Here is a 25,119-nt window from a genome sequence, read left to right on the forward strand (position 1 = left end):
CGACGAATAAACCACGACTAACGAATGATTTCGAAGGGTTGCGAACAGTGCGCCAAAGGAGGCAAGATGGTGCTCTTCGTCTACGGCTACTGCGACCAGCGGGACTGCTTCTACTGTCCCCTCGGCGAGAATCGCAAGAACGTCACCGACGTGTACGCCAACGAGCGGAAAGTCGAGTCCGACGAGGACGTGATTACCGAGGCCAAGCGCATGGACGCGCTCGGAACCTCCATCACCGGCGGCGAACCGCAGGAGGCGATGAACAAGACCTGTCGGTATCTCTCGCTTCTCAAAGACGAGTTCGGCGAGGACCACCACACGCACCTCTACACCGGCATCACGGGCGGCCGCGAGAACATGCGCCGCCTCTCGGAGGCCGGACTCGACGAGATTCGGTTCCACCCGCCGCTGGACCTCTGGGGCGACATGCACGGCACCGAGTGGGAGGACATCCTCTACATCGCCCGCGAGGAGGGACTGACCCCCGCCTTCGAGATTCCGGGCATCCGCGCCGAAGAGGAGTTCTTAGAGTTCTTGGACGAGGGCGCGGCCGAGTTCTGCAACGTCAACGAGTTCGAGATGAGCGACGGTAACTTCCGCCGGATGCAAGAGGAAGGCTACGAGTTGCAGGACGGCCACATGAGCGCCGTCGAGGGGTCGAAAGAGATTCTGGAAACAATGGGCGACCACGAGCGCGTCTACTTCTGTACCTCCGTGTTCAAGGACGCCGCCCAGCACCGCAACCGGATGAAGCGCATGGCCAAGAACATCCGCCGGGAGTTCGACGACGTGACCGACGACGGGACGCTCGTCTACGGCAAGACATGGGAACCCGAGCGCCGCCTCGAAGAACTCGGCGTCCCCGAGGAGTTCTACACCGTCAAGTCCGACCACGTCGAACTGGCGTGGTGGCTCCTCGAAGAGATGGTCGAGGAGGGCGACGTAGAGGAGGGCGAAATCGTCGAGCAGTATCCGACCGTGGACGGGCAGGTCGTCGAGCGGACGCCGCTGGCGTGACGGTGTGCGGACCGGCCTTCTCGTGTGGGTTCGGCTTCGAACGTCCCGCGGCCACCGTCGAGAGTTCGATAGTTGTTTTCGGAAGATAGAATCCGTCGTCTGCGATACTGAGTGAATCCGCTGTCGGAGTAGGTTGTAGAACTCCGGTCAAGGGATCTATCGGCCGGATAGTGGACGAACAACGTTCTGACGGTCAAAATCGGGAGTCGGAGAACAACGTCGGTTCTTTCGAGTCGTAGCCGAATCAAAAAGAGTGGACTTTAGTGAGTCAAAATAGTCGATATAGCTGCTGGAGGACGGTGTGCCCTTGGCATCGGTTCACCCAGCACCCTCCAGCACTCGGATGAGGAAATGGCACCAGTTGGAGAGCAGCGTGACCTGAAACGCCGTCGCGGTCAGAGGCTTTTCCCGTGTGGTGTACCGTTGGCACCAATCTAGACTATGCTCCCACACTATATTAAATCTAGGGAAAAGAGTGGCGCGTGAGAGCTAAGAGAGACCGCTTACACGCCGGTCGAGTAGCGCAAAATTCCGGCGACGCCGCCGAACGCCGACTGCAACTGCTCGCCCTTCTCGAAGTCTGTGGAGATGAACTTCGTCTCGGTGCCGCGCTGGTCGGCGATGTTCATCAGGAACTCGATGGCGTCCTCGCGCTCCTCGGACTCCACTTCGGTGCCGTCCTCGCAAGTGTGGGCGGGCGTGTCTTGGCGCTGGTCGATGAACTCGTACTCCTCTTTGTCGCCACACTCGTAGACCACCACGTCCTTCCGGAGGTCTTCGCTGAGGAGGAGACGGTCAACCGACCCCATGACGAGGTTCTGGCGAGTCGGCTCGAACCCGTAGGTGGCCTTGTTGCCGTCGTGAAGTTGTTTGAAGAACTCCTCCATCTCCTTTTTGTCCTTCATCACCTCGGCGTCGGCGAGCGCGTCCTGCGCGCTGTCTACGAGGTCGTAGAGACCCGACTCATCGGTGTAGGCCACGTCGAACTTGTCCAGCACTTGGTCCTGAAGCTCGTGGTGGAGGTAGTCGCCGTCAAGGAACTCGTCTTTGGTCGGGGAGGGACCGCCGACGAGGATGCCGTCTAACTCGCCGCGCTTGGGGACCATCAGGTCGTTAGCCATCTCGGCGACCTCTTGGTAGAAGTTGTCGATGGCTTCGAGTCGCAGGCGAGCGAACCGTTGGGCGGACTGACCACCTTTGCGCTGTTTGCCCGGCACCAGCGAGGAAGCGGACTTGACGGGTTCGACGCGCTTGCCCTTCAGCCACCCGACGTTGGCCTCGCGCCGGTCTAAGACGATGAGACCGTACAGCCCCTTGTCCGCGAGCATGCCCTCAAGGGGTTCGGTGAGGAACGCCGAGTCGCAGTGGTAGCGGAACGACTGGACGGGGTCCGGCGGATTTTCGAGGACCTTCGTGACCATGTCGGTCCGGCCGCCGCCGCTGTCTATCGCGCCGCTGAAGATGACGATGCCGTTGTCCGGCGGGAACACGTCGTAGTAGCGCAGGCGGTCCTTGATGGACGTGAGCGCGTCTTGGACGTTCGTCCGGGTCTGCTTGGACTTGATGTTGCTCGCCTCGCTGTGCTCTTGGGTGACGTGCGCGACCACGTCGCTAATCTGCTTGTCCGGCGGGATGTAGATGGTGACGAGCTGAGTCCCGGAGCCCTCGTAGTCTTTGAGGTCCTCGATGACCTTCTGGAACTCGTACTTTTTCCTGTCGGACTGCTCGCCTTCCTGCTCGCTCATTACTACGTTCTAGCCCCTCCGAAGGGTAAGTAACCTTTGACCTCGCGTCTAAGCCGATAGTGTCTGCGAGCGAGGCGTCGTCTCCGAATCGTTCCCTGTCAATTTCGGGGGACAAGTTCGTACGATTCATCTGCGATTATTCTCGCGTTCGGAACCGACGCGCTCACAGTCACCCCAAACACCCAAATATGTCGCCTCCGACGGACTAACTTTATATGCGTGTCATGGTTCGATTGGGACAACGAGTATCATGTCCGACACGGTTTACGCGATAGCGAGCGGCAAAGGAGGTGTCGGGAAGACGACGACTGCGATCAACCTCGGGGCGATGCTGGCCGACCGGGGCAACTCCGTCGTCGTCGTGGACACCGACCTCGGGATGGCGAACCTCGCGGACTTCCTCGATTTCGAGATCGAGACGCCGACGCTCCACGAGGTGCTGGCGGGCGAGGCCGATGTCGAGGAGGCCGTCTACCGAGCGCCCGGCGACATCGACGTGCTACCGAGCGCGACCGACATCGAGGCGTTCGTCAAGTCCGACCCCGCGAACTTGCAGGGCGTCGTGGAATCGCTCCGCGAGACGTACGACTACATCCTGCTCGACACGGGCGCTGGCGTCAGCTTCGACACGCTCGTTCCGCTGGCGCTCGCGGACGGCGTCCTCCTCGTGGCGACCCCCGACGTGGCTTCGGTCCGGGATACCGCCAAGACCGGCGAACTCGCCGAGCGCGTCGAGAGCGAGGTCCGCGGCGCGGTCCTGACCCAGCGAAGTAGCGACATTCTGAACGCCGACGACGTGGAGGAAACCCTCGGCGCGGAAGTCCTGGGCGTCGTCCCGCAGGACGAGGCGGTTCCGATGGGTATCGACGCCGGGCGACCGCTCGCCGCGTTCGCCCCCAACGCGCCCGCCGGGCAGGCCTACCGCGACCTCGCGGCGATCCTCATCGGCGAAGCCGACCCCGACCCCGAACTCGAAGCGGTCGCCGACGGGGAGACCGACGAAGGAGTCGGTCCCGCCGACGGCCGCGGCGCTACCGACGAAGACGCCGACGAGAACGCTGGCAGCGCCACCGACCCGACGGAGAGCGATGCATTCGACATGGCGTCGGCGGGCAACGCGGTATCGACGGATAGCGCGACAGCGGACGGCGCATCCTCGTCGGACGCCGAGTCGTCTGCGAGCGAGGCGGTAGAGACCAACGCCGACGACCCGCTCAGTGCCGACGCCGCCCAGAACGTCCGGCGGGCGCTCGGCGACGAGTCCGGCGACGCTGACGCGCTGTTCGGCGGCCAGTCAACCGACGAAGAGACGGAAGCGAGTTCCGAGAGCGCCGCCGCAGAATCGGCGGACACCGACGAAACCGACGAGACCGGCGGCGACTCGGCGGACGCCAGCGAGGCACGGAGCGTGGACGACCTGATAAGCGAACACATCAGCGACGAGCGCCTCGGTGAGGCCTCCGACGGCGACGACCGGTTAGCCGGGATGGGTGACGATTTCGCAGGCGATAGCTCCGACGACCCGCTCGCTGGCGACGAGGAAAATGACCCCCTCGCTGGCGACGAGCAAGACGACCCCCTCGCTGGCGGCGTGAGCGGCGACTCGCCGGACGGCGACGCGAGCATCCCGTTCGGGAACGACGACCCTCTCGGCGCCGGAGACAGCCGAGAGAACGACGTTACCGGGGAGGACAGTGACGAGCCGAGCGAGCGAAGCGACTCCGAGGCAGTTCCCTTCGAGGACCGCGGCGGTTCGGCGAAGGGCGACCGAGCGCAGTCGGGGAGGTCCGCGGACGGCGACTCCGAAGTCGGTGAGTCTTCAACCGACGGGTCCGCGGACGGTGACTCCCTCGATAGCGACGCTCCGATTGGCGACACCGAGGAGACACAGGACGACCGTGACGAGACTGCGCGCGAGACGCTCGCGGACGAGGCGCGGGCCGACCCCGAACTAGACGAAATTCCGGCATCCGACAGTTCGGAGGACGACGACTCCGAGGAGAGCGGCGGCGTGCTGGGCCGCATCGGGTCGCTGTTCAAGTGACGGCGCGAACCAATAAGGGGCTTCGCGGCGGAACGTATCAGTATGGCAGAGCGTACCGCGGTGCCGTTCTGGTGGATCGTGGTTTTCGTGATACTGACGCTCGGAGTCGCCGCGGGAGCGATTCTATTCGTCGGCGGAGAGTTGGTCGGGTCGGTTGGCGTCCTGCTCCCGGTGTGACTACATCGACCGCGGCGCGGCGACGCCCAGCACTTGCAGGGCGTTGCCGACCGCGTGTTTCGACGCCGCGACGAGCGCGAGGCGAGCGTCGCGCAGGTCGTCGTCCACGTCGTTGGCCAGCACGGGGCACTCCCGGTAGAAGGTGTTGAACGTCTCGGCTATTTCGCGGGTGTAGGTCGCAACGACGTGGGGTTCGAGGTCTTCGGCGGCCTCCTCGATGACCGCAGGGAAGCGCGCGATGACTTCCAGCAGTTCGCGCTCGGCCGCCGTCTCCAGCAGGGAGGCGTCGAAGCCCTCCGCGACCGGGTCCGAGGAGACGGGGTCGATGCCCGCCTCTTCGAGAATCCCGCAACAGCGCGCGTGGACGTACTGGACGTAGGGTGCGCTCTGGGCCTCAAAGTCGAGCGCGCGGTCCCACTCGAAGGTGATTGCCTTCGTCGGTTGCTTGGAAACGATGTCGTACCGGACCGCGCCGATGCCGACCTGCTCGGCGATGCGCTCTACGTCCTCCTCGGTGAGGTCGTCGTCGCGGATGCGGTCGTCGAGTCGGGTCTCGACCTCTTCGCGGGCGCGGTCGATGGCCTCGTCAAGCAGGTCGTCCAAGTCGATGCCGGTGCCTGCGCGAGTGGACATCTTCCCCTCGGGGAGGTTGACGTAGGAGTAGATAACCTGCCGCAACTGGTCGGTGTCGTTGCCGAGCAGGTCGAGCGTGGCGTTCATCTGGCGGGCCTGTAGCTTGTGGTCCTCGCCGAGGACGGTGACGGCGCGGTCGTAGTTGTCGAACTTCCACTCGTGGTGCGCGAGGTCGCGGGTCGCGTACAGTGTGGTGTCGTCCGACCGGAGGAACACGAAGTTCTTCTCGATGTCGAACTCCGCCAAGTCGAGTTGCCACGCCTCGTCCTCGTAGACGGCCTCGTCGAGTTCCTTCAGGCGCTCGACCACGTCGTCGGCCGACCCGTCGCGGAGGAACCGGGTCTCCTTGACGAACTCGTCGAACTCGGCGGGCAGGCGGTCGAGACTCTCGCGCATCCCGCCGAGGACGGTGTCCACGACGTTCTGCACGCGCTTGTAGGTCTCCTCGTCGCCCGCTTCGAGACCCTGCATGATGGCCTGAATCTCGTCTTCGGCCTCCTCGACCTCGTCGGGGTCGCCGTTTTCGAGGAAGTCGTTGCCCTTGCGGTAGTAGCGCACGAGGTCGTAGTCGTCCTTGTCACGCTCGGGGTCGGCGTCGAGGTCCGCCTCGTCGAAGGTCTCGTAGGCCCATGTAAAGACGGCCATCTGACGGCCCGCGTCGTTGACGTAGTAGTGGCGGTCCACGTCGTGGCCCGCGAACGAGAGGACCCGCGCCACCGCGTCGCCGACGATGGGGTTGCGCGCCCGGCCGACGTGGACCGGGCCGGTCGGGTTCGCGGACGTGTGTTCGACCACGACTTCCTCGCCGGTCGGTTCGAGGTGGCCGAAGTCCGCCTGCTGGGCCTCCTCGGCGGTGCCCTCGTAGTAGGCGTCGCTCGGCGCGAAGTTGACGTAGGGACCCTGCGGCGTCGCGGCGGCGATGAGGTCGTACTCGCTCGCGTCGATTTCGTCGGCGATCTGGCCCGCGACCTGCGGCGGGGGCGCGCCGACCTCGCCCGCGAGTCGGAACGCCGCGCTGGAAGCCAACACAGCGTTGACGCCCTCCGGCGGGTCCTCGACGCCGAGGTCGTCGGTCGGGAGGTCGAGCGCTTCGAGCGCGGAGACGAGCGCGTCCTCCACGTCGTCCCGGAACTGGAGATACATGTTACCCGATGATTTTCGACCGGCGGATAAATGGGTTTCTGAAGCGTGTGAGTCCGTCCGCGAGACCGTCGGTTCGGTCGCGTCTCTCCGGGCGCGAGGACTGCGTGCGAAAAAATGAAACCGCGTTCGAACAATCAGTCGGCGTCCGAGCCGAACACGCGCGGCATCCTGACCGTGGTATGTTCCGAGAGACCGTACGCCGCGGCTCCGAGGAGAACGACGCCCACCGCGAGGAGCGGGAGCGGCGAGATATTGTATCCGCTTGCGAGGAACAGCAACGTCGCAACGGTCCCACAGAGGACGGCATACGGAATCTGGGTGTTGACGTGGTCAACGTGGTCCGCTCCGGCGAACATCGACGACAGCACCGTCGTGTCGCTGATGGGCGAACAGTGGTCGCCGAACAGCGACCCCGTGAGAATGGCACCGACTGCGCCCGGAAGCGGTGCGCCGAGGTTGAACGCCAGCGGCACGGCAACGGGGAACATGATTCCCATCGTTCCCCACGAGGTGCCGATGCTGAACGAGATGACGGCCGCCGCGAGGAAGACGACCGCGGGGAGCAGTTCGGCGGTGATGACGCCCTCGGAGACGGAGACGACGTAGGGACCGACGCCGAGCGCTTCGCTGACCGACCCGATGGTCCACGCCAGCGAGAGAATGGCGACCGGGAACATCACCATCTTGAATCCCTCGAAGATGGAGTCGCTGATGTCGTCGAGTCCGACGCGCGCGTGCCCGACGAGAATCGCCAGTAGCAGGCCGCAGGCCGAGAAGACGCCCCAGAGGATGGCGTCGGCCGTCGCGGCGTCCTTCAGCGCTTCGACCGGGCCGACGCCCGGCCATCCGCCGGAAGTGAGCAGTCCGAGACCCGTGACGGCCACGAGCGCAACGATGGGGGCCGCGAAGTACCACCAGCGCGAATCGACGTGGTCGGGCGTGACGATATCCTCCTCGCGGGTCTCCAACAGCGGGTCCGCGTCGTCGCGGAGGACCTTTCCCGTCTCCTTCGCGCGGGTCTCCGCGCGCTTCATCGGCCCGAAGTTCCATCCGGTGATGACGACGATGAAGACGAGGACGACCGCGAGGAGACTGTAGAAGCGGAACGGGATGCTCTGGAGGAACACCACGAACGCGCTCTGGTCGATGCCGAGCGCCGTGAACTGCTCCCGGATGAGACCGACCTCGAAGCCGACCCACGTCGAGACGACGGCGACGCTAACGACGGGCGAGGTGGTCGAGTCGAGGAGATAGGCGAGTTTCTCTCGACTGATGTCGAACTGGTCGGTGATGGGGCGCATCACTGACCCGGTTATCATCGTACTCGCGTAAGAGTCAACGAAGATGAGCATCCCGAGGATGCTCGTCCCGAGTTCGGCCTGTCGGCGCGTCCGAATCCGCGAGATGATGCGCTCGGCGAGGGCTTTCATCCCTCCCGAGAGGAAGATCATCCCGAGCATCGCTCCCGAGAGGAACGTGAACAACAAGAGTTTGCTGTTGAACGACGCCGTGATGTTATCGATAACCAACTGGAGGGAGTGGGCCGCACCGGTGACCGGATTCCAACCCACCAAGATGGTCGCACCTATCCAAATCCCAGCAAACAGTGAGAGCAACACCTGTCTGCTCACCAGCGTCAGCACGATAGCGAACAGCGCTGGAAGCAGACTGATCATGCCGTACGTTTCTGATGCCATTACGCTCGAAGCGTTTCCTAGGGCGGTGGGTTAAACCTTGTTCAATTATCCTGCCTAAAACAGCGTTATTGCCCTCAATTTTCACACGTTTCTCAACATCCGGTTGCTTCGAGGGGCGTCGAAAGACGCGCGACTCGGGAGCGAGGAAACGTGAGCAACGAGGGCGACGGAGGAAAGAACGTTTTACCGTTGGACTACATCCTACCCACAATGAGCGAATCGGACGGACCGAAACAGGTGGACTCGCCGGAGTACCACCACGAGAACCACACCGCCGCCCAGACTTGCGGATGGACCGCCAACGCCCTGCGAGGAGAGGGCAAGTGTTACAAGAACATCTTCTACGGCATCGAGTCTCACCGCTGTATCCAGATGACGCCCGTGGTCAAGTGCAACGAGCGCTGTGTCTTCTGCTGGCGCGACCACGCGGGCCACGCCTACGAACTCGGCGACGTAGAGTGGGACGACCCCGAAGCGGTCGTCGATGCCAGCATCGAACTCCAGAAGAAACTCCTCTCGGGGTTCGGCGGCAACGACGAGGTGCCCCGCGAGCGCTTCGAAGAAAGCATGGAACCGCGCCACGTCGCCATCAGCCTCGACGGCGAACCGACGCTCTACCCCTATCTCCCGGAACTCATCGAGGCGTTCCACGACCGCGACATCACGACGTTCCTCGTGAGCAACGGCACCCGGCCCGACATCCTCAGGGAATGCGACCCGACGCAACTCTACGTCAGCGTGGACGCCCCCGAGCGCCACACCTTCGACGAGGTCGTGAAGGCGATGGAAGACGACGCGTGGGAGAAGTTGGTCGAGACGATGGACGTGCTGGCGGAGAAAGACGAGACTCGGACCGTCCTCCGAACCACGCTGGTCGGCGGTGAGAACGTCCATCATCCCGACTGGTACGCCGGATTCTACCAGCGCGCGGACCCCGACTTCGTGGAGTTGAAATCCTACATGCACGTCGGCGAGTCGCGCGACCGGGTGGCCCGCGAGTCGATGCTCGACCACGAGGATGTCGTCGAGTTTACCGAGCGGATTCAGGAACACATGCCCGACCACGAGTATCTGAAGGACGTGCCGGTCTCGCGCGTGGCGTTACTGTCGAAAACCGACGATACGTGGGTGCCGAAGTTGAAGAAAGACAGCGAGTTCTGGGCGCGGGATGCCGTGAGTGGGGAGTAAATCAAACCCGCTCTAACTTGTCTTCGGTCTCCTCACTCTCGACGTTTCCCGTATTCTTTGTCTCAGTCGGGTCAAAGAGCAACACCTCGGCCTCACCCTCGTCGGCGACCGGGCGGTGTTCGACCCCTGCCGGAATGACTCCGGAAGAAACAGGTACGAGAAGTCCAAAGCTCCAAACCGAATCGAGGTTCGTCGTTCCGGTCCCGGCACACCATTCCATTTCTGAGAACCGTACCGCATCCGTTATCCTTAAACCGAGCGCGGCCCGAGTGTCGAGTATGTCAACCACACGGCCGCGTGCAGTCGGGTACGACGAACTCGCGGCACTCAAACTCCTCGCGCTCGACGGCGGGTTGGAGGGCGAGGTGAAGGTCTCTTGCTCGGGTCTCTCGGACCGACTCGACGCCTCGAACCAGACCGCCTCGCGGCGACTCCAGCGGCTAGACGACGCCGGACTCGTTGAGCGCGAGATGGTCAGCGACGGCCAGTGGGTCACCATCACCGAGGACGGCGAGTGGTCGCTCAAGCGCGAGTACGAGGACTACCGTCGCATCTTCGAGATGCCCGCTGGCGTCGATTTGACGGGGACCGTCACCAGCGGAATGGGCGAAGGACGCCACTACATCTCCCTGCCCGGATACATGGAGCAGTTCGAGGACCGACTGGGGTACGAACCGTTCCTCGGCACGCTGAACGTCGAGTTGACCGACGAGAGCCTGCGCGCGCGGTCGGCGATGGAGGCGCTGGACCCCGTACCCATAGACGGGTGGGAGGACGACGACCGGACCTACGGTCCTGCGGTGTGTTACCCCGCGGTGGTCGAGACCCAAGACGGGGAGGTGTACGAGGAGGCTCACACCATCGCGCCCGAGCGCACCCACCACGACGACGACCAGTTGGAAATCATCGCGCCCATCAAACTCCGCGAAGAACTGGGACTAGAGGACGGCGACCACGTAACCGTTCACATCGAGGAGAACCCATGAGTCAGGCCGCCGCAGGCGTCAAGGCCGCTGTCGAGGCGTTCCGCGAGGGGTCGCCGGTCCTCGTTCACGACGCCGCCGACCGCGAGGGCGAGACCGACCTGATTTACCCCGCGGGCGCGGTCACGCCCGAGGACGTGTCGCGGATGCGCAACGACGCCGGGGGTCTCATCTGCGTCGCGCTCTCGGACGAAGTGGCCACTGCTTTCGACCTGCCGTTCTTGGAGGAGACGCTGGACCACCCCGCGAGCGCGGCCCACGAGTTGGGCTACGACGAGCGCTCGTCGTTCTCGCTCCCGGTGAACCATCGGGACACCTACACCGGCATCACCGACGAGGACCGCACGACGACGATTACCGAACTGGCCGCGGCCGCTAGCGAGGTGCAAAGCACCTCGAATGCGAGCGGTGAAACCGCGAGCGCCCCCACCGAGATCGACTTCGCCGCGGAGTTTCGCGCGCCGGGCCACATCCACCTGCTCCGGGCCGCCCCGGACCTGCTGGCCGACCGCGAGGGTCACACCGAGTTGGGAATCGCGCTGGCCGCGGCCGCCGGGCGGGAACCCGCAGTCGTCGTCTGCGAGATGCTTGATGACGAGACCGGCGAGGCGCTCGCGCCCGAGGACGCGAAGGCCTACGCCGAGCGCCACGGACTCGCGTACGTGGAAGGCTCGGAAGTCGTGGAGTACGTCGAGTAAGTCGGGCCGCGCTCGTCGCGCAAGCAGACGACGGCGAGGCTCACAACGATTTTGCGGCAATGCGTTCCGGAAGATGCCGGGGATTTCGGTCATCGTCCGTGACGAACCGTGAACACTCTTAACGGAGGCGTCCGTTCGTCCGCACGTATGAGCTTCGACGAGATGGACGTGGACACGATCTGGATGGACGGCGAGTTCGTCGATTGGGACGAGGCGCAGATCCACGTCCTCACGCACGGCCTGCACTACGGGAGCGGCGTGTTCGAGGGCGTTCGGTGTTACGACACCGAGAACGGACCGGCACTCTTCCGCTGGGAAGAGCACTTGGAGCGACTGTACGACTCCTGCAAGCCCTACGACCTCGAAATCGACCACGACCCGGAGGAACTGACCGAGGCGACCGAGACGCTCATCCGCGAGCAGGACTTGGCGTCCTGCTACGTCCGACCCATCGCGTTCTACGGCTACGAGAGCCTCGGCGTGAGTCCGGGCGACTGCCCGACCAAGACCGCCATCGCGGCGTGGCCGTGGGGCGCGTATCTCGGCGACGACGCGCTGGAAAACGGCGTCGAGGTCATGATTTCGTCGTGGCGCAAGCACGCCTCCAGCCAGATTCCGACCAACGCAAAGACGACCGGCCTGTACGTCAACAGCATGCTCGCGGGCGAAGAGGCCCGCCGGAACGGCTTCGCGGAGGCCATCGTCCTGAACAAGGAGGGCAACGTCGCGGAGGGTCCCGGCGAGAACCTGTTCATGGTCAAGGACGGCGAACTCTACACGCCCGGTCTCGCCGAGAGCATCCTCGACGGCATCACCCGCGACTCGGTGATTACGCTGGCCGAGGAGATGGGCTACGAGGTCCACGACGAAGCGACTATCTCGCGGGGCGAACTCAACACCGCCGACGAACTGTTCTTCACCGGGTCGGCCGCGGAGGTCACGCCCATCCGGCAGGTGGACAACGTGGAAATCGGCGAGGGTGGCCGCGGTCCCGTCACCGAGGAGATTCAGTCGCGCTTTTTCGATATCGTGAACCGCCGGACCGACGACTACGAAGAGTGGTTCGAGTACGTCGAAGAGTAGCGCGCGAGCGGGTTTCGGCCGGATAACGCCGCCTACTGGGGCGGCGGCGACTGTTTTTCTTTCTCGTCCTGCACGTCGATAGGGATACCCGCCTCGCTGGTCTCGCCGAATCCGGCGCTCAGAACGCGGGTCAGCGCGTCCTCGACGCTCTCGTCGGTCTCCTCGAAGTCGGCGGGTTCGACCTCAACGACGAACCCGGTCGTGATGTTCGGTGCGGTGGGGAGAAAGAGTAGTTCGCGGCCGTCGTCGGTCGATTTACCGGTTTTGAACGCGGTCATCCGCATTCCGTCCCACACTTCGACTTTGACGGGGGCCTGTAGGTCCGTCGTGTCCGAGAGCGCCGTCTCGGCCGCCATCTTCGAGGCGTTGTAGATGACGCGGAGACCCGGCACCTGATTCATCACGCCGTCGATGGCGTTCTCCACGAGCGACCCGACCGCTGTCCGCATCATGTAGCCGACGCTGAGGACCAGCATCGAGAAGACGGTGAGGACCGTCAGCACGCGAAGCGGCGGGTCGATGTCCTGAAGGACGGGAATCCCCGCGATGGCCGAGTAGAGGTACGCGATAATGTACGCCGAAACGAGGAGGGGAAGGATGACGATGAGACCGCTCGCAACGTCGCGTTTCCACGAGGACATTTGTCGGAGGTATCCGAGCGCAGGATTATAAACTAGATGTTATCCGTTCGACTAGCGAGACAGAATCGGTGCGACCGGTCCCGAGTCGGCCACCGTCGAGAAGTCTCGGAGAAAAGCGAACCGAGGCGCTCTCACCGACCGATGACCGCCCGGAGCGCAAACAGCATGTTTTCCTTGCGCTCCATCGCTCGCCGGTAGAAGTACGAGAGCCACTTGTCGCCGTAGGGGACGTACTGCCAGACCTCGTACTCCTCGGCGAGGTCGTACTGAGCGTCCTCGCGCACGCCCATCAGCATCTGAACCTCGAAGTCGGTGCCATACTCCTCGTGAAGGTCCGTCGCGTACTCGATCATCTCGGGGTCGTGGCTCCCGACGGCGATACCGCCCTCGAAATGCTCGAACATGTATTCGAGGTGGCGCTTGTACGCGGCGTTGACCTTCGACTTCTCCGTAAGCGCGACTTCGGCGGGCGGGTCGTAGGCACCCTTGACGAGTCGAATCTTGCCGGGGAGATCAGCGAGGCGTTCGAGGTCGTCGCCGGTCCGCTTGAGGTTCGACTGCACGCAGAGACCGACGCCGCCCTCGTGTTTCCGGGCCACTTTCTCGAAGATGTCGAGGGTCACGTCGGTCGTGTCGTGGTCCTCCATGTCTATCCAGACGAATACTCCGCGGTCGGCGGCGTAGTCGGCGATGCGCTCGACGTTTTCGTGGAACACTTCCGTCCCAACGTCGAGACCGACCTGCGAGGGCTTGACCGAGATGCAGGCCTCCGCGTCCGCGCTCTCGATGTCGTCCACCAGACGGAGATACGCCTCCGCGTCCTCGTCGGCGGGGGCGCGCTCGTGGTAGTGTTCGCCGAGCAGGTTCAGGATGGCCTTCACGTTCCGGTCGTTCAGGTCCCGCGTGTGTTCGATTGCCTCGGCGGGCGACTCGCCAGCGACGAACTTGCTAGCGATAGGTGGTATCATTAATCGGGGCTTGTGACCGGTGGGTCTTTAACTTGGCCGATTCGTCGCCGATAGTGCGCCGAGCAGTAAATTTCCGGGCGGGAGACATCCGAAGACGTTCGTTCCGGACTCGAACGCCCGGCGACTTCGGGGCGAAAACGCGTCGGGACGCTGCCAGCGAACCACCCGCGTTAAGGTCCCGGCCTTCGCGTACCGAGACATGGGTGTCTTCGAAACAGTCGCAATCGCGCTGTGGGCGATGTTGCCCGCGTACGTCCCGAACAACGCCGCGGTGCTGGCGGGCGGCGGCCGCCCCATCGACGGCGGGCGAACGTGGAACGGACGCCGAGTCCTCGGCGACGGCAAGACGTGGCGGGGGACCGCGGTAGGAACCCTCGTGGGCGCGGCGCTCGGACTGGTCCTCAACGCAGTCGCGTCGAACGCATCGGACCTGCTCGGGGTCTCGCTGCCGACGTTCCCGGCAACGGTCCTGCTGGCGCTCCCGGCGGGTGCGATGGCTGGCGACATCGCGGCGTCGTTCCTCAAGCGACGGACCGGCCGCCAGCGCGGCGCGGCGTTCCCCGGCGTGGACCAACTCGACTTCGTGGTGTTCGCGCTCCTGTTCGCGTTTCTGGCCGCGCCCGCGTGGTTCGGCGACGTGTTCACCCTCCCAGTGGTCGCCGTCGTCGTCGTCGTGACGCCGCTGTTGCATCTGGTGACGAACGCCATCGCCTACGCCCTCGGTCTGAAAGACGAACCGTGGTAGAGGACCATTTTATTGCGAGCGCAGTCGCCGACGGCGATTGCGCTCGCTAACACACGCGGCGAAATCTCCTGCAAATCGCGGTGCGTTCGGAGGCCGACGTTCGACCGAACTAGAACTTCGACAGTAGGTTTCGAGAAGTTACCTACTTCTAGTCGGAACCTATTTGTGGACTTGCCGATGATACGGAGAGTAGCTACTACTATGTCGTCCATCCACTCCCAGTCCGAGACGACCGAGACGAAGAACGCCGAGGCCTGCCCGGTGGTCGAAGCCATCGAGCAAATCGGCTCGCAGTGGCGACTCATCATCCTCCACGACCTCCACGGCGACGGCGAGAAGCGGTTCAACGAACTCCAGCGTTCGACCGACGCGAGTTCACGGACGCTCTCGCGCGTCCTCGACGACTTGGAGGAAGTGGGTCTCGTGAACCGCCGCGTCGAGGACAAGCCCATCGCCACCTACTACAGTCTGACCGAGAAAAGCCGACAGCTCTGTCCCGTCTTCGCGGAACTGGAAGGCTGGGCCGACGAGTGGGTCGAGACCTGCGCCGCCGAGCAGTAGGGTCGCGCTCGCCCGAACGCGACCGTCGGAGCGGCGTCGCTTCGCGGCAAACGGAACTCCTTATCACTCCCGCCGCCCCGAGTCCTCCACATGACGAGCGAGGACCACACCGCGGTGACGAACGACGAACTCATCGCGGCGCTCCGTGACGCTGAAGCGGTCAAGTACGGCGAATTCGAACTCTCCCACGGCGGCACCAGCGACTACTACGTGGACAAGTACCTCTTCGAGACCGACCCTCACTGTCTCGAACGCATCGCCGAAGCGTTCGCCGAGCGCGTCCACGACGAAAAGTTGGCTGGCGTCGCGCTCGGAGGGGTCCCGCTCGTGGCGGTTACGAGCGTCGAGACTGGCACGCCCTACGTCATCGCCCGGAAACAGCAAAAGGAGTACGGGACAGCCAACCTCGTGGAGGGCCGACTGGACGAGGGCGAGGAGGTTGTCGTCCTCGAAGACATCGCCACGACCGGCCAGAGCGCCGCCGACGCCGTGGAAGCCCTGCGCGACGCCGGAGCGACGGTGAACCGCGTCCTCGTCGTCGTGGACCGCGAGGAGGGCGCGGCCGAGAATCTGGCCGCCCACGACGTGGAACTCGAATCGCTGTTGACCGCGAGCGAACTGCTCGACGCCGAGTAACCGCGATTTCGATATTTCGACTGCGCGCGACGACGCGCGGTTACGCACTCACGAAGATGCACGATCACGTAACCGCGCCTACACATGATTGCGCACTTCTGCCAAAATCCTTGGCATCGCCTATCGGTCTATTCAAGTTCGTGGAATACGACTGAACGGGATATGAACCGCGCAGAGAAGGCGACCCTGCAGTTGCAGGCGGTCGCCGTCCTCCGAATGTTAAAAGAGACGCGAACGTACGACGAACTCGCGGAGGTGACCGACCTCCCGGCGGGCGATTTGAACCGCTACGTCAACGGCCACGTCCTGCCGAGCGTGGACCGTGCGGAGGACATCGTCGGCGGTGTCGGCCGCGACGAACTCGCCGCCGAGCTGGAGGCCCGGATTCGAATCGACGACGAGGGGTACGTGGACAACTCCAGCGTCGTCTTCGACCAGTCGTTTCTCGACCTCGTGGCTCCCGTCGCGGCCGAAAGCCTCGGTTTCGAGCGCCCGGACGTGGTGCTGACCGCGGCCACCGACGGCATCACTCTGGGGGCCGCGATGGCCCGGAACTTCGACGCGCGGGTCGCCTACGCCAAGAAGTCCAAGGAGACCGCCGTCGAGGAGTTCATCGAGTCGCGCCAGCGCCTCCAGTCGGGCATCGAACTCACCTACTACCTGCCGTCCTCGGCCATCGACGCCGGAGAGACCGTACTAGTCGTGGACGACCTCATCCGGTCGGGCGAGACCCAAGAGCTACTGCTGGACATCGTGGACCGCGCGGACGCCCGCGTCGGCGGCGTCTTCGCGCTCATCGCGGCCGGAGACGAGGGACTTGACCGCGCGAAAGGCCGAACCGACGCCCCGGTGGGCGCGCTGACGACCTACGAGGCGTAGTCGAAGCGCCGAGTATAGGCACGTCCGTGCAGACTTTCGGGTTTCATCACGGAATTCATCCAAAATATACCCACACTTGTGCATACGTGACGGGTTCCGATGGGAATTTTTAAGTACGCCTTCGGGACTATGCCCAGTCGTGCAACATGGGGCTTGAAGAAACCACGGACTCTCGCTCCGACTCGGGTGCGACCGGTGCGCTCGCGGAGTACTTCGGCTTCGAAGAACACGGTACAGACCTTCGGACGGAGATTCTCGCGGGCGTGACCACGTTCCTGACGATGAGCTACATCGTCGTGGTCAACCCCTCCATCCTCGCGCAGGCCATCCAACTACAGGGATACTCCGCGAGCCAGACCCAGTCGATGCTGGCGGTCGTGACCCTCATCTCCGCCGCGGTGGCGACGCTGGTGATGGCGTTCTACGCGAACCGCCCGTTCGCGCAAGCGCCGGGACTCGGCCTGAACGCCTTCTTCGCGTTCACCGTCGTCCTCGGGATGGGAATCTCGTGGCAGACGGCCTTAGCGGCCGTCGTCGTCGAGGGAATCGTCTTCATCGCGCTCACCGCGGTCGGGGCGCGCGAGTACGTCATTCGGTTGTTTCCGGAACCGGTGAAACTGGCGGTGGGAACCGGTATCGGACTCTTTCTCGCAATCATCGGACTCGAAGCGATGGGCATCATCACGGGCGATGCCGGAACCATCGTCGCGCTCGCCCCTATCGGACAGAGTCCAGTCGCAATCGTCTCAGTCGTCGGTCTGTTCGTCACCTTCGCGCTGTACGCCCGCGGGACTCCCGGCTCCATCATCCTCGGTATCATCTTTACGTCCGCGCTGGGGTACGGTCTGGAGTGGTTCGGCGTCGTGCCCGGCGGAACGCTGACTCCCGGTTCGACGCAAGCGACGTACAACATCGCGCCGCTGGCAGGCGCCTTCCTCACCGGCATCGAGAACATCGAGGCGTTCTCGTTTTCGCTCGTCGTCTTCACGTTCTTCTTCGTGGACTTCTTCGACACCGCGGGCACCCTCACGGGCGTCTCGCAGATGGCGGGCTTCCTTGACGAGGACGGGAATCTCCCGGACATCGACAGGCCGCTGATGGCCGACGCCGTCGGAACCACGGTCGGCGGGATGCTCGGCACCTCGACGGTCACGACCTACATCGAGTCGGCCTCCGGCGTCGAGGAGGGCGGTCGAACCGGCATGACCGCACTCACCGTCGCAATCCTGTTCTTGCTCGCGCTGGCGTTCATCCCCATCGCGGCGGCGATTCCGATGTACGCTTCCCACATCGCGCTGGTCGTCATCGGCGTCGTGATGTTCCAGAACGTAGTGGATATCGACTGGAACGACATCACCAACGTCGTCCCCGCGGGCATGACCATCCTGCTGATGCCGTTCGCGTTCTCCATCGCCTACGGCATCGCCGCGGGCATCGTCTCGTACCCCATCGTCAAACTCGCCGCGGGCGAACTCGAGGACACCCGGCCCGGCCACTGGGCGCTGGCGGCCGCGTTCGTCCTCTACTTTTTCGTCCGGACGAGCGGGATACTGCAAGGTAACGTCTAATCGACGCCCGCCGTCGGGTTCCCCGCCGGACACCCAATTTTAATTCGGTCGCTTTCGTGGTCGGTGACATGACCCCGTCTTCTCGCCCCGACTCGCTCCGCGACGTTTCGCGCCGGTGGGTCGTCCGCGGCGTCGCGGCCCTGCTGGTCGTCTCGCTGGTCGCGCCCGCGGCCATCTCCGGCGCAACCCACGTCGCCACGACGGAGAACCCGACGAACCTCCGCGCATCCGTGGACGACCCCGCAAACGGCACGACCATCATCTCGATTCAGGGCTTTCACTTTCAGGGGATGGCCAACGAGGACAAACCGGCGCGCCTCGTCGCGGTCGGTCCCCGCGGGAACGTAAAGTGGGTCCACGACGGCTCAGGCTTCGACGCCCGCTGGTTCTACGACGTGGACCCACTCGAAAATCGGAATCTCCTCGTGACCGCGACGACGCCGAACGCGACGCTTGTCTACGAACTCGACCCCGAAACCCAAGAGCGCGTCTGGACCGAGCGCCTGCCCATTCACGATACTCACGACGTGGACCTCATCAACGGCGACCAACTGCTGGTCGCCAACATGCGCGCGCCGGACCGCGAGGACCGCATCTTCGTCTACAACCGAACGACCGACGAAACGGTCTGGGAGTGGCAGTTCAAGACCCACGGCTACGAGACTTCGGGCGGCGGCGGGAAAGCTGACTGGACCCACGTCAACGACGTGGACAAAATCGGGGAGGGCGAGTATCTGGTCTCGCCGCGGAACTTCGACCAAGTCATCGTCGTGAACCGCTCGACCGACAGCGTGACGACGCGACTGGGGAGCGACGGCGACTACGACACGCTGTACGAACAGCACAACCCCCAGTACCTCGAAAGCGAGAACGGAACCCCGACGATGCTCGTCGCCGACAGCGAGAACGACCGCCTCGTGGAGTACGCCAAGACCGACGGCGACGCCGCGGTCGGAAGCGGATGGACCGAGACGTGGAGCGTCGGCACGCGCGGTCTCAACTGGCCGCGGGACGCCGACCGCCTGCCCAACGGGAACACGCTCGTCGTGGACACGATGCACCACCGCGTCTTCGAGACGACGCCCGAGGGCGAAATCGTCTGGGAGTTCCACGCGCCGTGGGCACCCTACGACGTAGAGCGCATCCAGTACGGCGACGAACCCGGCGGGCCGACGATGCGTGACCTCGGGAAATCGGGCGACTACAACCTCAGCGGGAGCGGCCTGAAGGTCACGGGCGAGGACAGCAAGACGGTCTCGTTCTGGCTTGACGAGACGTTTGAGGGGACGCCAGTCGCCACGCAGGCCGACGAACTTGCCCGGACGTGGGCGCACGTCACGCCGTGGATTCGCCCGATATGGATGACGAGTTGGGAGTTCCTTGGGGCAGTTTTGGCGGGCGGCGTCCTCCTCGTGTGGGGTCTCGGCGAGGCGGTGTATCAGCGACGGCGGATTCGCCGCGGGCTTTCGGGACTGGCCGGTCGGGTCCGGCGAGCGACCGAGTGAGGGGTTCCTCGGCGTGCGCTCTCCGGAACGTCTCAGGCCCGGCGCGTGGGGCGCGGCCCCTCGTGGGCCGCGCCAACCGCGCGAGGGACGAGTAGCGCAGGTCGGAGCGAAGCGGAGACCGAGCAACGCAGGAGGTTGGGGAGGTATGAGGCTGATGCGGTGCTGTGCGGTGCGGCGCAGTTGCGGTTTGATTGGCGTCGGCAGTAGCTAGCGCCGACGAGTCAGCTTCATTCTTCACAGCGACAACTTCTCGGCGTCGAAAGCAACCAGCACCACCAAAACCGCGTCTCCCGAGTTCGCGTCACACCCTTCCGCGACCACCACGCTCTTGCCCACAACGTTCCTACGCACAAACATGGCGAATCTCGAACTGTACGAACTCGACGGCTGTCCGTACTGCGCGAAAGTGGTAGACAAACTCAACGAACTCGGTCTCGACTACGAGTCGCACAAGGTCGCCGGTCCCAAGTCCGAGCGCGACGAAGTGGAGGCAGTCAGCGGACAGCGCGGGGTCCCCGTGCTGGTGGACAACGAGAACGGCGTCGAAGGGATGCCCGAGAGCGACGACATCGTGGAGTACCTCGACGAGGAGTACGGTAGCGGCGCGGCGTAATAACCGCTTACCACATTAATCATTTTTTAATTAGATTTATCTTTATGTTCGCGGAGTAAGTCGACCAGTTCTTCAATTTTGACTTTCTTCTCCGATCCAAGATTTGAATCTTTTATCCAAGAGTCAATTTCTTCAAATTCCCATGCTGTAGAAAATTCTTTCTCACAAAAGTCCCGATACTCATCTTCTTCCTCGCCGGTTATATCTTCCCCAGTTGCTATTCTCGATATAAGTCGAAGGAGTGTTCCTGATGCAATGTGTTCTATTGATTCACTCTCCTCTTTTATTTTGGCTGCATCCTGCTCTGCTTTCTTAAACTTATTCGCTTGTATTCTTGCCTCCGCGCGGTTATGGAGGACGAATGTTGGGTCAGCCCCGAACTCTATTGCCCTGCTGTAGTCCTTAATTGCCCCCTCATAGTTACCTAGTTTATGTTTTGCAAGTCCACGCTGGCCATAAGCGTCGCCAAATTCGGGATCTTCTTCAAGAACTTCGTTACAAAGATTAATTGCTTCTTTACATTCTCCCTTCTTAATAAGGGTTTCACACTGCCAGAGCCTTGATATTTTACTTATATACTCTTCTTCTTCATCGTCAGTTGCTGCTTCTTTACTTTCCTCCAAAGTTCCTTTTAGCATATCGGCTCTTTGTTCAGCTCTTTCAATAATTTCATCTGGCTTAGGAGGTTCGAGATCATTAATTCGGCTCCCGAATTTTCTCATCAAGCTTCCAAATCCATCAATTTCCACCAAGTATGTGTTTGGTTGTTCTAGCAGTTTTCCTGCCTTCTTAGAAACAGCGTTAGAATCCAGGACACACCAGTAAATGCCATACTCTGAAAGTTCAGCTTCAATAAGAGGATCCATAATTGAGTCATCTTCCCCACTATAGCCAACAACTACTAACCCATATTCCTCTACTGTTTGTTGAAGCGCATCTTTCATCGCTTCGTCTAATGCATTTGATCCTGTCTCGTTAGTAGTATTTCGGAGATTGTCATAAAGGTAATCCCCGTGGAGTTTCACAATTGCCGATTTACTATGTGTGAGTCTAAACTCGGGCGCAATAGCCCGATGATCTATCACTTGCGGTTTATCTTCCAAGTATAAATAAAACGCTTTGAACAGCAAATCATCGAAATTCGGTGTGAGAGTATGGGGAACAAAATTCTCAGCCATCAAAGAAGCAAGAATGACGTGTTCGAAATTTGGATCCGCATCCTTTACAAGTTTTTGAATCCTTTCTCTTCGTTCTCCGCGAGTTGGATGACGTTGTTCAAACCAAAACCCATATCTACTTTTGTCATAATCTATCTCTTTCTGTTTATTACCAACCCAGTTATCAAATTCAACCTTAGGATTTTCATGATCATAGCATTCTTTCTGCCAGATTTCGATTAGTTCGCCGCCAGTAGGAATTTCAGCTGGACGAGGTCGTGACGTCCCAGCACCTATAAGAAATGCGTAGTTTTTGCGTTCTTTCACAGCTCTGATTAACTGTGTTACAGTTGCTGTATTAATCTCCCCATCAGTCATTGTTAACTCCTTTATAGATGCTGAGCGTAAAAATCTTATTATGCAGTTGGTAGTCGAGAGTATGAGATCTTCAAAAGCAACTGTTACGCCGGGTTCTTGCCGCGTTCCCGAATCAACTCGCGCAGTTCGTCGGGGTCGTCGATGTCCTCTAACTCCTCGCGCTCGACCAAGCCCGTGCCATCGACGCTCTCGCGTTTGGCCTCGTCCACGAAGTAGACCGAGCGCGTCTGGGCGACCTCACCGATGGAGGACATGATGCGGGCGCGCTTCTCGGCGGCCTTGGTGAACGCAGAGTGACCCGTCAGGACGTTCTCCTCGCTATCGTTGTCCTCGCTGACGGTCTTGAAGGGCGCGCGGACTGTGGGGTGGACTTCGAAGCCCGCGCGGGTCAGCACCGTGACGATGCGCTCGTCGTCGTCCTCGGGTTCGGGGTCGTCTGGCGTGGGGTCGCCCTCGCGGACCTCGTCGGCCCCGTCGAGTACGTCCACGGGGCTGGTCAGGTCGCCCTCGAACATGTCTTCGAGTTCGAGCGCGACCTCCACGCTGGCGTTCATGCCGTCCTCGTACTTCGAGACGGTTCGCCGCGAGACGCCCAGTTCCTTGGCGAGGCGGCCGAGGCTCCAGCCGCGTTCCTCGCGCTCGTCGCGCAGTACGTCGCCGTCGATGGTGACGTAGAGACCGCCGGGCGCGGCGTAAATCAGCGGCGACATTCCTTCCACGAACAGTTCCATCGCCGTGTCAGGACTCAATACCGGGACGCCGTGTCGGAAGTAGACGACGCCCGGTTCCAGTTCCTCGTCGCGGGTCCGAAGGCCGACGACAACCGGCGTGGCGTTGAGGTATTCGCCGAGTCGTCGCATCTCCAGACCGGTCGCTCCGTCGAACGCGTCCACGTTCGCCAGAACCTTCAACAAGAGCAGGTCGCGTCCGCGCCGCGCGGCCACGTCGAAGCTCTTGGGTCGGATTGCGCACCGGTCACTTACGGTGAATCCCGCGTCCTCCAGCATCGCGGTCACGTTCCCGACCAGTGCAGACCGGGACATACCCGCATGTAAGTGATTCCCCTATAAATGCGTTGTGCTGGCCGTATCACCGCTCCTGCTTGCGATTGGCCGGACGAGCGGCGATAGTTTGATAACCATAGACGTGACCGCTCCGAAAACCGTTAGTCCGGGACGCGCCAAGCGAGAGCAGTGACAGTCATCGGTATCGACGACACCGACTCCCGCGAACTGGGGATGTGTACGACGTATCTCGCGGCCGAAATCGCCGACCGCGTCAGTGCGGAGGCCGCCGTCGAGCGGTCGCTCCTCGTCCGCCTCAACCCCGCGGTCGAGCACAAGACCCGCGGAAACGCCGCGCTCGCGGTTCACACCGACGCCGACCCCGAGACCGCCTTCGAAATCGCCCGCGAGGAGGTCGCGGCGGTCGCCGAGACCGACGACCCGCGGACCAATCCCGGTCTCGTCGTCGCGCCGGAGTCTCCCGAGGAGGTTCCCGACTCGGTGGCCGAGTTCGCCTGTGAGGCGGTCCGCGACCGACTCGCGGTCGCGGACGCCGAGGAGCTAATCGAGACCGCGGGCTACCGGAGCGCGGGGTGGAAGGTGGGCCGCGGGAAAATCGGGGCGCTCGCGGCGGTCGGCGCGTGGGCGGCGTTCGGCGGCGGAGACGACGCTCGCCCTGCGACTGACGAGGGCGACTCCGGCGGAGTCGCCCGCGCCGACTGGACCTACGAGTGCATCTCGTATCGGGACCCCGAGCGCGTCGGGACGCCCCGCGAGGTGGACGCCGAATCGGTTTTCGACGCCGCGACCGCGGCGTATCCCGCGGCGTGGGACACCGTGGACCGCGAGACCGGCGAGTTGGTCTGTGTTCCGCACACGCCCGGCCCGATTCTCCACGGCATCCGCGGCGACGACCCCGAGACCGTCCGAGAGGTGGCCGAGGCCATCGAGAGCGAACCGGTCTCGCACAGGGCGCTGTTCGTGACGAATCAGGGGACCGACGCGCATCTCCGAGACGGAGCGATTGGCGAGGTTGAGGACGGCCGGGCCTACCGCGTCGAGGGCACGGTCGCAGACGCGCCCGAGACCCGGCGCGGCGGCCACGTCTTCTTCGAACTGGCGGACCCCGAGTCGGACGCAGAGATTCGGTGCGCCGCCTTTGAACCGACCAAACGCTTCCGGGACCGAGTGCGCGCGCTCCGGCCCGGCGACCGCATCGCGGCCTGCGGCGAGGTCTCGGACGGCACCCTCAAACTCGAAAAGTTCGCGGTCCGCGAGTTGAATCGGACCGAACTCGCCACGCCGGACTGCCCGGACTGTGGCCGGTCGATGAAGAGCGCCGGGACCGGACAGGGCTACCGCTGTCGGGACTGCAAGACGAGTGCTGACGGGAAGGTAGAGTGCGAGGTCGAACGGGAGTTGGCGGTCGGATGGTACGAGGTGCCCCCGGAGGCGCGCAGACACATCGCCAAGCCCCTGATTCGGGGCGGGTTCGACGCGCCGATTCACCCCGAGAAGTAGCTATCCCAGACTGTCCCACGCCTTTCGGAATCGCTCGCCGTGTGGCGGCAGGAAGGCCTCGCCGGTCTCGGCGAACGAGTCGGGCGTGACCCACCGAACGTCCGTCACCTCCGTCCCCGCGTGGGGTTCGCCGTCGGTGTCCTCACGTTGAACCGCGAACCCGACGGAGACGACTCGCTTGCCCTCGAACTGCGTGACCGAGAACGTATCGAGGAGCGTCAGGTCCGCGGGGTCGGCGCGGACGCCGGTCTCCTCGCGGAGTTCGCGGACCGCGGCTTCTCGCGGGGACTCTTCGAGTTCGAGATGACCGCCGGGGACCGCCCAGTCACCGACGCCCGGTTCGACCGCACGCTCGGTGAGCAAAACGCCCTGACTTCCGACGACGGCGACGCCCGCCGTCGGGACCGGATTCCGCCAGATAGCGCGCTCGCAGTCCGGGCAGAACTGGCGCTCGCGCCCCTCGATTTCGCGGGTCGAGAGCGCCGTCCCGCAGTGCGGACAGAAGTTCGCGGGATAGGTCGTCACGCCCTCTCAC

The 25,119-nt window shown here is 63.1% G+C and carries 25 protein-coding genes; 15 read left to right on the top strand and 10 right to left on the bottom strand.

What is annotated here, in order from left to right; all coding sequences use genetic code 11:
- Positions 1-24: 24 nt before the first annotated feature.
- Positions 25-1,017: a radical SAM protein gene (locus EP007_RS06020; RefSeq protein ID WP_128476786.1), complete on the top strand. Its 993-nt coding sequence runs from the start codon at positions 25-27 to the stop codon at positions 1,015-1,017.
- 503 nt (positions 1,018-1,520) lie between these two features.
- Here the strand turns inward: EP007_RS06020 and prf1 are convergent.
- Positions 1,521-2,762, bottom strand: coding sequence for a peptide chain release factor aRF-1 (gene prf1, locus EP007_RS06025; RefSeq protein ID WP_128476787.1), 1,242 nt, complete (start codon positions 2,760-2,762; stop codon positions 1,521-1,523).
- Positions 2,763-3,012: 250 nt separating this feature from the next.
- Here prf1 and minD point away from each other — a divergent pair, with 250 nt between their 5' ends.
- Together minD and EP007_RS18120 are read left to right on the top strand one after the other, a co-directional pair.
- Positions 3,013-4,806 (top strand): cell division ATPase MinD, encoded by a 1,794-nt coding sequence (gene minD / locus EP007_RS06030; RefSeq protein ID WP_128476788.1) that lies wholly within the window; start codon positions 3,013-3,015, stop codon positions 4,804-4,806.
- Between the two features lie 42 nt (positions 4,807-4,848).
- Entirely contained in the window at positions 4,849-4,983 is a 135-nt protein-coding gene (locus EP007_RS18120) for a hypothetical protein (protein WP_281062936.1), read from the top strand.
- Here the strand turns inward: EP007_RS18120 and argS are convergent, their stop codons facing one another.
- Entirely contained in the window at positions 4,984-6,759 is a 1,776-nt protein-coding gene (gene argS, locus EP007_RS06035) for an arginine--tRNA ligase (protein WP_128476789.1), read from the bottom strand.
- Between the two features lie 134 nt (positions 6,760-6,893).
- On the bottom strand, positions 6,894-8,456 hold the full coding sequence (locus EP007_RS06040) for a Na+/H+ antiporter NhaC family protein (RefSeq protein ID WP_128476790.1): 1,563 nt from the start codon (positions 8,454-8,456) through the stop codon (positions 6,894-6,896).
- 210 nt (positions 8,457-8,666) lie between these two features.
- On the opposite strand from EP007_RS06040, the gene twy1 reads away from it, so the two are divergent.
- On the top strand, positions 8,667-9,644 hold the full coding sequence (twy1, locus tag EP007_RS06045; protein ID WP_128476791.1) for a 4-demethylwyosine synthase TYW1: 978 nt from the start codon (positions 8,667-8,669) through the stop codon (positions 9,642-9,644).
- 1 nt (position 9,645) lies between these two features.
- On the opposite strand, the gene EP007_RS17880 is transcribed toward twy1, so the two are convergent.
- Positions 9,646-9,933, bottom strand: a complete 288-nt coding sequence (locus EP007_RS17880) for a cupin domain-containing protein (RefSeq protein WP_243700454.1) — start codon at positions 9,931-9,933, stop codon at positions 9,646-9,648.
- Between EP007_RS17880 and EP007_RS06055 the strand changes: the two genes are divergently transcribed.
- The 3 genes from EP007_RS06055 to EP007_RS06065 all read left to right on the top strand — a co-directional run bounded on the left by EP007_RS06055 (position 9,923) and on the right by EP007_RS06065 (position 12,408).
- Positions 9,923-10,630, top strand: coding sequence for a DUF120 domain-containing protein (locus tag EP007_RS06055; RefSeq protein WP_128476792.1), 708 nt, complete (start codon positions 9,923-9,925; stop codon positions 10,628-10,630). The two genes, EP007_RS17880 and EP007_RS06055, sit on opposite strands and share 11 nt — an antisense overlap.
- Positions 10,627-11,325, top strand: coding sequence for a 3,4-dihydroxy-2-butanone-4-phosphate synthase (gene ribB / locus EP007_RS06060; RefSeq protein WP_128476793.1), 699 nt, complete (start codon positions 10,627-10,629; stop codon positions 11,323-11,325). The genes EP007_RS06055 and ribB overlap by 4 nt, the downstream gene beginning before the upstream one ends.
- Positions 11,326-11,472: 147 nt before the next feature.
- Positions 11,473-12,408, top strand: coding sequence for a branched-chain amino acid transaminase (locus EP007_RS06065; protein ID WP_128476794.1), 936 nt, complete (start codon positions 11,473-11,475; stop codon positions 12,406-12,408).
- 32 nt (positions 12,409-12,440) lie between these two features.
- Here EP007_RS06065 and EP007_RS06070 read toward each other — a convergent pair whose 3' ends face one another.
- Entirely contained in the window at positions 12,441-13,049 is a 609-nt protein-coding gene (locus EP007_RS06070; RefSeq protein ID WP_128476795.1) for a DUF502 domain-containing protein, read from the bottom strand.
- A 131-nt stretch (positions 13,050-13,180) separates the two neighbouring features.
- Entirely contained in the window at positions 13,181-14,017 is an 837-nt protein-coding gene (locus EP007_RS06075; protein WP_128476796.1) for a proline dehydrogenase family protein, read from the bottom strand.
- 199 nt (positions 14,018-14,216) lie between these two features.
- Between EP007_RS06075 and EP007_RS06080 the strand changes: the two genes are divergently transcribed.
- The 6 genes from EP007_RS06080 (at position 14,217) to EP007_RS06105 (ending at position 19,911) form a co-directional block, all read left to right on the top strand.
- Positions 14,217-14,762 (top strand): CDP-2,3-bis-(O-geranylgeranyl)-sn-glycerol synthase, encoded by a 546-nt coding sequence (locus EP007_RS06080; protein WP_128476797.1) that lies wholly within the window; start codon positions 14,217-14,219, stop codon positions 14,760-14,762.
- Between the two features lie 201 nt (positions 14,763-14,963).
- Positions 14,964-15,323 (top strand): winged helix-turn-helix transcriptional regulator, encoded by a 360-nt coding sequence (locus tag EP007_RS06085; RefSeq protein WP_128476798.1) that lies wholly within the window; start codon positions 14,964-14,966, stop codon positions 15,321-15,323.
- Between the two features lie 114 nt (positions 15,324-15,437).
- Positions 15,438-15,959, top strand: coding sequence for an orotate phosphoribosyltransferase (gene pyrE, locus EP007_RS06090; RefSeq protein WP_128478520.1), 522 nt, complete (start codon positions 15,438-15,440; stop codon positions 15,957-15,959).
- A gap of 162 nt (positions 15,960-16,121) precedes the next feature.
- Positions 16,122-16,838, top strand: a complete 717-nt coding sequence (locus tag EP007_RS06095; RefSeq protein ID WP_128476799.1) for a phosphoribosyltransferase family protein — start codon at positions 16,122-16,124, stop codon at positions 16,836-16,838.
- 146 nt (positions 16,839-16,984) lie between these two features.
- Positions 16,985-18,406: an NCS2 family permease gene (locus tag EP007_RS06100; RefSeq protein ID WP_128476800.1), complete on the top strand. Its 1,422-nt coding sequence runs from the start codon at positions 16,985-16,987 to the stop codon at positions 18,404-18,406.
- Positions 18,407-18,474: 68 nt separating this feature from the next.
- Positions 18,475-19,911, top strand: a complete 1,437-nt coding sequence (locus tag EP007_RS06105; RefSeq protein WP_128476801.1) for an arylsulfotransferase family protein — start codon at positions 18,475-18,477, stop codon at positions 19,909-19,911.
- 234 nt (positions 19,912-20,145) lie between these two features.
- Here EP007_RS06105 and EP007_RS18125 read toward each other — a convergent pair whose 3' ends face one another.
- On the bottom strand, positions 20,146-20,268 hold the full coding sequence (locus EP007_RS18125) for a hypothetical protein (RefSeq protein WP_281062937.1): 123 nt from the start codon (positions 20,266-20,268) through the stop codon (positions 20,146-20,148).
- Between EP007_RS18125 and EP007_RS06110 the strand changes: the two genes are divergently transcribed.
- The gene (locus tag EP007_RS06110) at positions 20,267-20,524 is read left to right on the top strand and encodes a glutaredoxin family protein (RefSeq protein WP_128476802.1); all 258 of its coding nucleotides are present in this window, start codon (positions 20,267-20,269) and stop codon (positions 20,522-20,524) included. The genes EP007_RS18125 and EP007_RS06110 overlap by 2 nt on opposite strands.
- A gap of 26 nt (positions 20,525-20,550) precedes the next feature.
- Here EP007_RS06110 and EP007_RS06115 read toward each other — a convergent pair whose 3' ends face one another.
- Together EP007_RS06115 and EP007_RS06120 are read right to left on the bottom strand one after the other, a co-directional pair.
- Complete coding sequence (locus EP007_RS06115; RefSeq protein ID WP_128476803.1) at positions 20,551-22,059, bottom strand: SIR2 family protein; 1,509 nt, start codon at positions 22,057-22,059, stop codon at positions 20,551-20,553.
- A gap of 83 nt (positions 22,060-22,142) precedes the next feature.
- Positions 22,143-23,102: a transcriptional regulator gene (locus EP007_RS06120; RefSeq protein ID WP_128476804.1), complete on the bottom strand. Its 960-nt coding sequence runs from the start codon at positions 23,100-23,102 to the stop codon at positions 22,143-22,145.
- Between the two features lie 150 nt (positions 23,103-23,252).
- On the opposite strand from EP007_RS06120, the gene EP007_RS06125 reads away from it, so the two are divergent.
- Positions 23,253-24,584 (top strand): tRNA(Ile)(2)-agmatinylcytidine synthase, encoded by a 1,332-nt coding sequence (locus EP007_RS06125; protein WP_128476805.1) that lies wholly within the window; start codon positions 23,253-23,255, stop codon positions 24,582-24,584.
- Here the strand turns inward: EP007_RS06125 and EP007_RS06130 are convergent, their stop codons facing one another.
- Positions 24,585-25,109 carry an NUDIX hydrolase gene (locus EP007_RS06130; RefSeq protein WP_128476806.1) on the bottom strand — a complete coding sequence of 175 codons (525 nt, stop codon included), beginning with the start codon at positions 25,107-25,109 and terminating at the stop codon, positions 24,585-24,587.
- Positions 25,110-25,119: the final 10 nt, after the last annotated feature.

The organism is Halorussus pelagicus (assembly GCF_004087835.1).
Classification (GTDB): domain Archaea; phylum Halobacteriota; class Halobacteria; order Halobacteriales; family Haladaptataceae; genus Halorussus; species Halorussus pelagicus.

What these genes read in the sequence shown, in the direction of transcription:
- EP007_RS06020 (WP_128476786.1), top strand. Translation starts at nt 25, where the DNA reads ATGATTTCGAAGGGTTGCGAACAGTGCGCCAAAGGAGGCAAGATGGTG.
- prf1 (WP_128476787.1), bottom strand. Translation starts at nt 2,762, where the DNA reads ATGAGCGAGCAGGAAGGCGAGCAGTCCGACAGGAAAAAGTACGAGTTC.
- minD (WP_128476788.1), top strand. Translation starts at nt 3,013, where the DNA reads ATGTCCGACACGGTTTACGCGATAGCGAGCGGCAAAGGAGGTGTCGGG.
- EP007_RS18120 (WP_281062936.1), top strand. Translation starts at nt 4,849, where the DNA reads ATGGCAGAGCGTACCGCGGTGCCGTTCTGGTGGATCGTGGTTTTCGTG.
- argS (WP_128476789.1), bottom strand. Translation starts at nt 6,759, where the DNA reads ATGTATCTCCAGTTCCGGGACGACGTGGAGGACGCGCTCGTCTCCGCG.
- EP007_RS06040 (WP_128476790.1), bottom strand. Translation starts at nt 8,456, where the DNA reads ATGGCATCAGAAACGTACGGCATGATCAGTCTGCTTCCAGCGCTGTTC.
- twy1 (WP_128476791.1), top strand. Translation starts at nt 8,667, where the DNA reads ATGAGCGAATCGGACGGACCGAAACAGGTGGACTCGCCGGAGTACCAC.
- EP007_RS06055 (WP_128476792.1), top strand. Translation starts at nt 9,923, where the DNA reads ATGTCAACCACACGGCCGCGTGCAGTCGGGTACGACGAACTCGCGGCA.
- ribB (WP_128476793.1), top strand. Translation starts at nt 10,627, where the DNA reads ATGAGTCAGGCCGCCGCAGGCGTCAAGGCCGCTGTCGAGGCGTTCCGC.
- EP007_RS06065 (WP_128476794.1), top strand. Translation starts at nt 11,473, where the DNA reads ATGAGCTTCGACGAGATGGACGTGGACACGATCTGGATGGACGGCGAG.
- EP007_RS06070 (WP_128476795.1), bottom strand. Translation starts at nt 13,049, where the DNA reads ATGTCCTCGTGGAAACGCGACGTTGCGAGCGGTCTCATCGTCATCCTT.
- EP007_RS06075 (WP_128476796.1), bottom strand. Translation starts at nt 14,017, where the DNA reads ATGATACCACCTATCGCTAGCAAGTTCGTCGCTGGCGAGTCGCCCGCC.
- EP007_RS06080 (WP_128476797.1), top strand. Translation starts at nt 14,217, where the DNA reads ATGGGTGTCTTCGAAACAGTCGCAATCGCGCTGTGGGCGATGTTGCCC.
- EP007_RS06085 (WP_128476798.1), top strand. Translation starts at nt 14,964, where the DNA reads ATGTCGTCCATCCACTCCCAGTCCGAGACGACCGAGACGAAGAACGCC.
- EP007_RS06095 (WP_128476799.1), top strand. Translation starts at nt 16,122, where the DNA reads ATGAACCGCGCAGAGAAGGCGACCCTGCAGTTGCAGGCGGTCGCCGTC.
- EP007_RS06100 (WP_128476800.1), top strand. Translation starts at nt 16,985, where the DNA reads ATGGGGCTTGAAGAAACCACGGACTCTCGCTCCGACTCGGGTGCGACC.
- EP007_RS06105 (WP_128476801.1), top strand. Translation starts at nt 18,475, where the DNA reads ATGACCCCGTCTTCTCGCCCCGACTCGCTCCGCGACGTTTCGCGCCGG.
- EP007_RS06110 (WP_128476802.1), top strand. Translation starts at nt 20,267, where the DNA reads ATGGCGAATCTCGAACTGTACGAACTCGACGGCTGTCCGTACTGCGCG.
- EP007_RS18125 (WP_281062937.1), bottom strand. Translation starts at nt 20,268, where the DNA reads ATGTTTGTGCGTAGGAACGTTGTGGGCAAGAGCGTGGTGGTCGCGGAA.
- EP007_RS06115 (WP_128476803.1), bottom strand. Translation starts at nt 22,059, where the DNA reads ATGACTGATGGGGAGATTAATACAGCAACTGTAACACAGTTAATCAGA.
- EP007_RS06120 (WP_128476804.1), bottom strand. Translation starts at nt 23,102, where the DNA reads ATGTCCCGGTCTGCACTGGTCGGGAACGTGACCGCGATGCTGGAGGAC.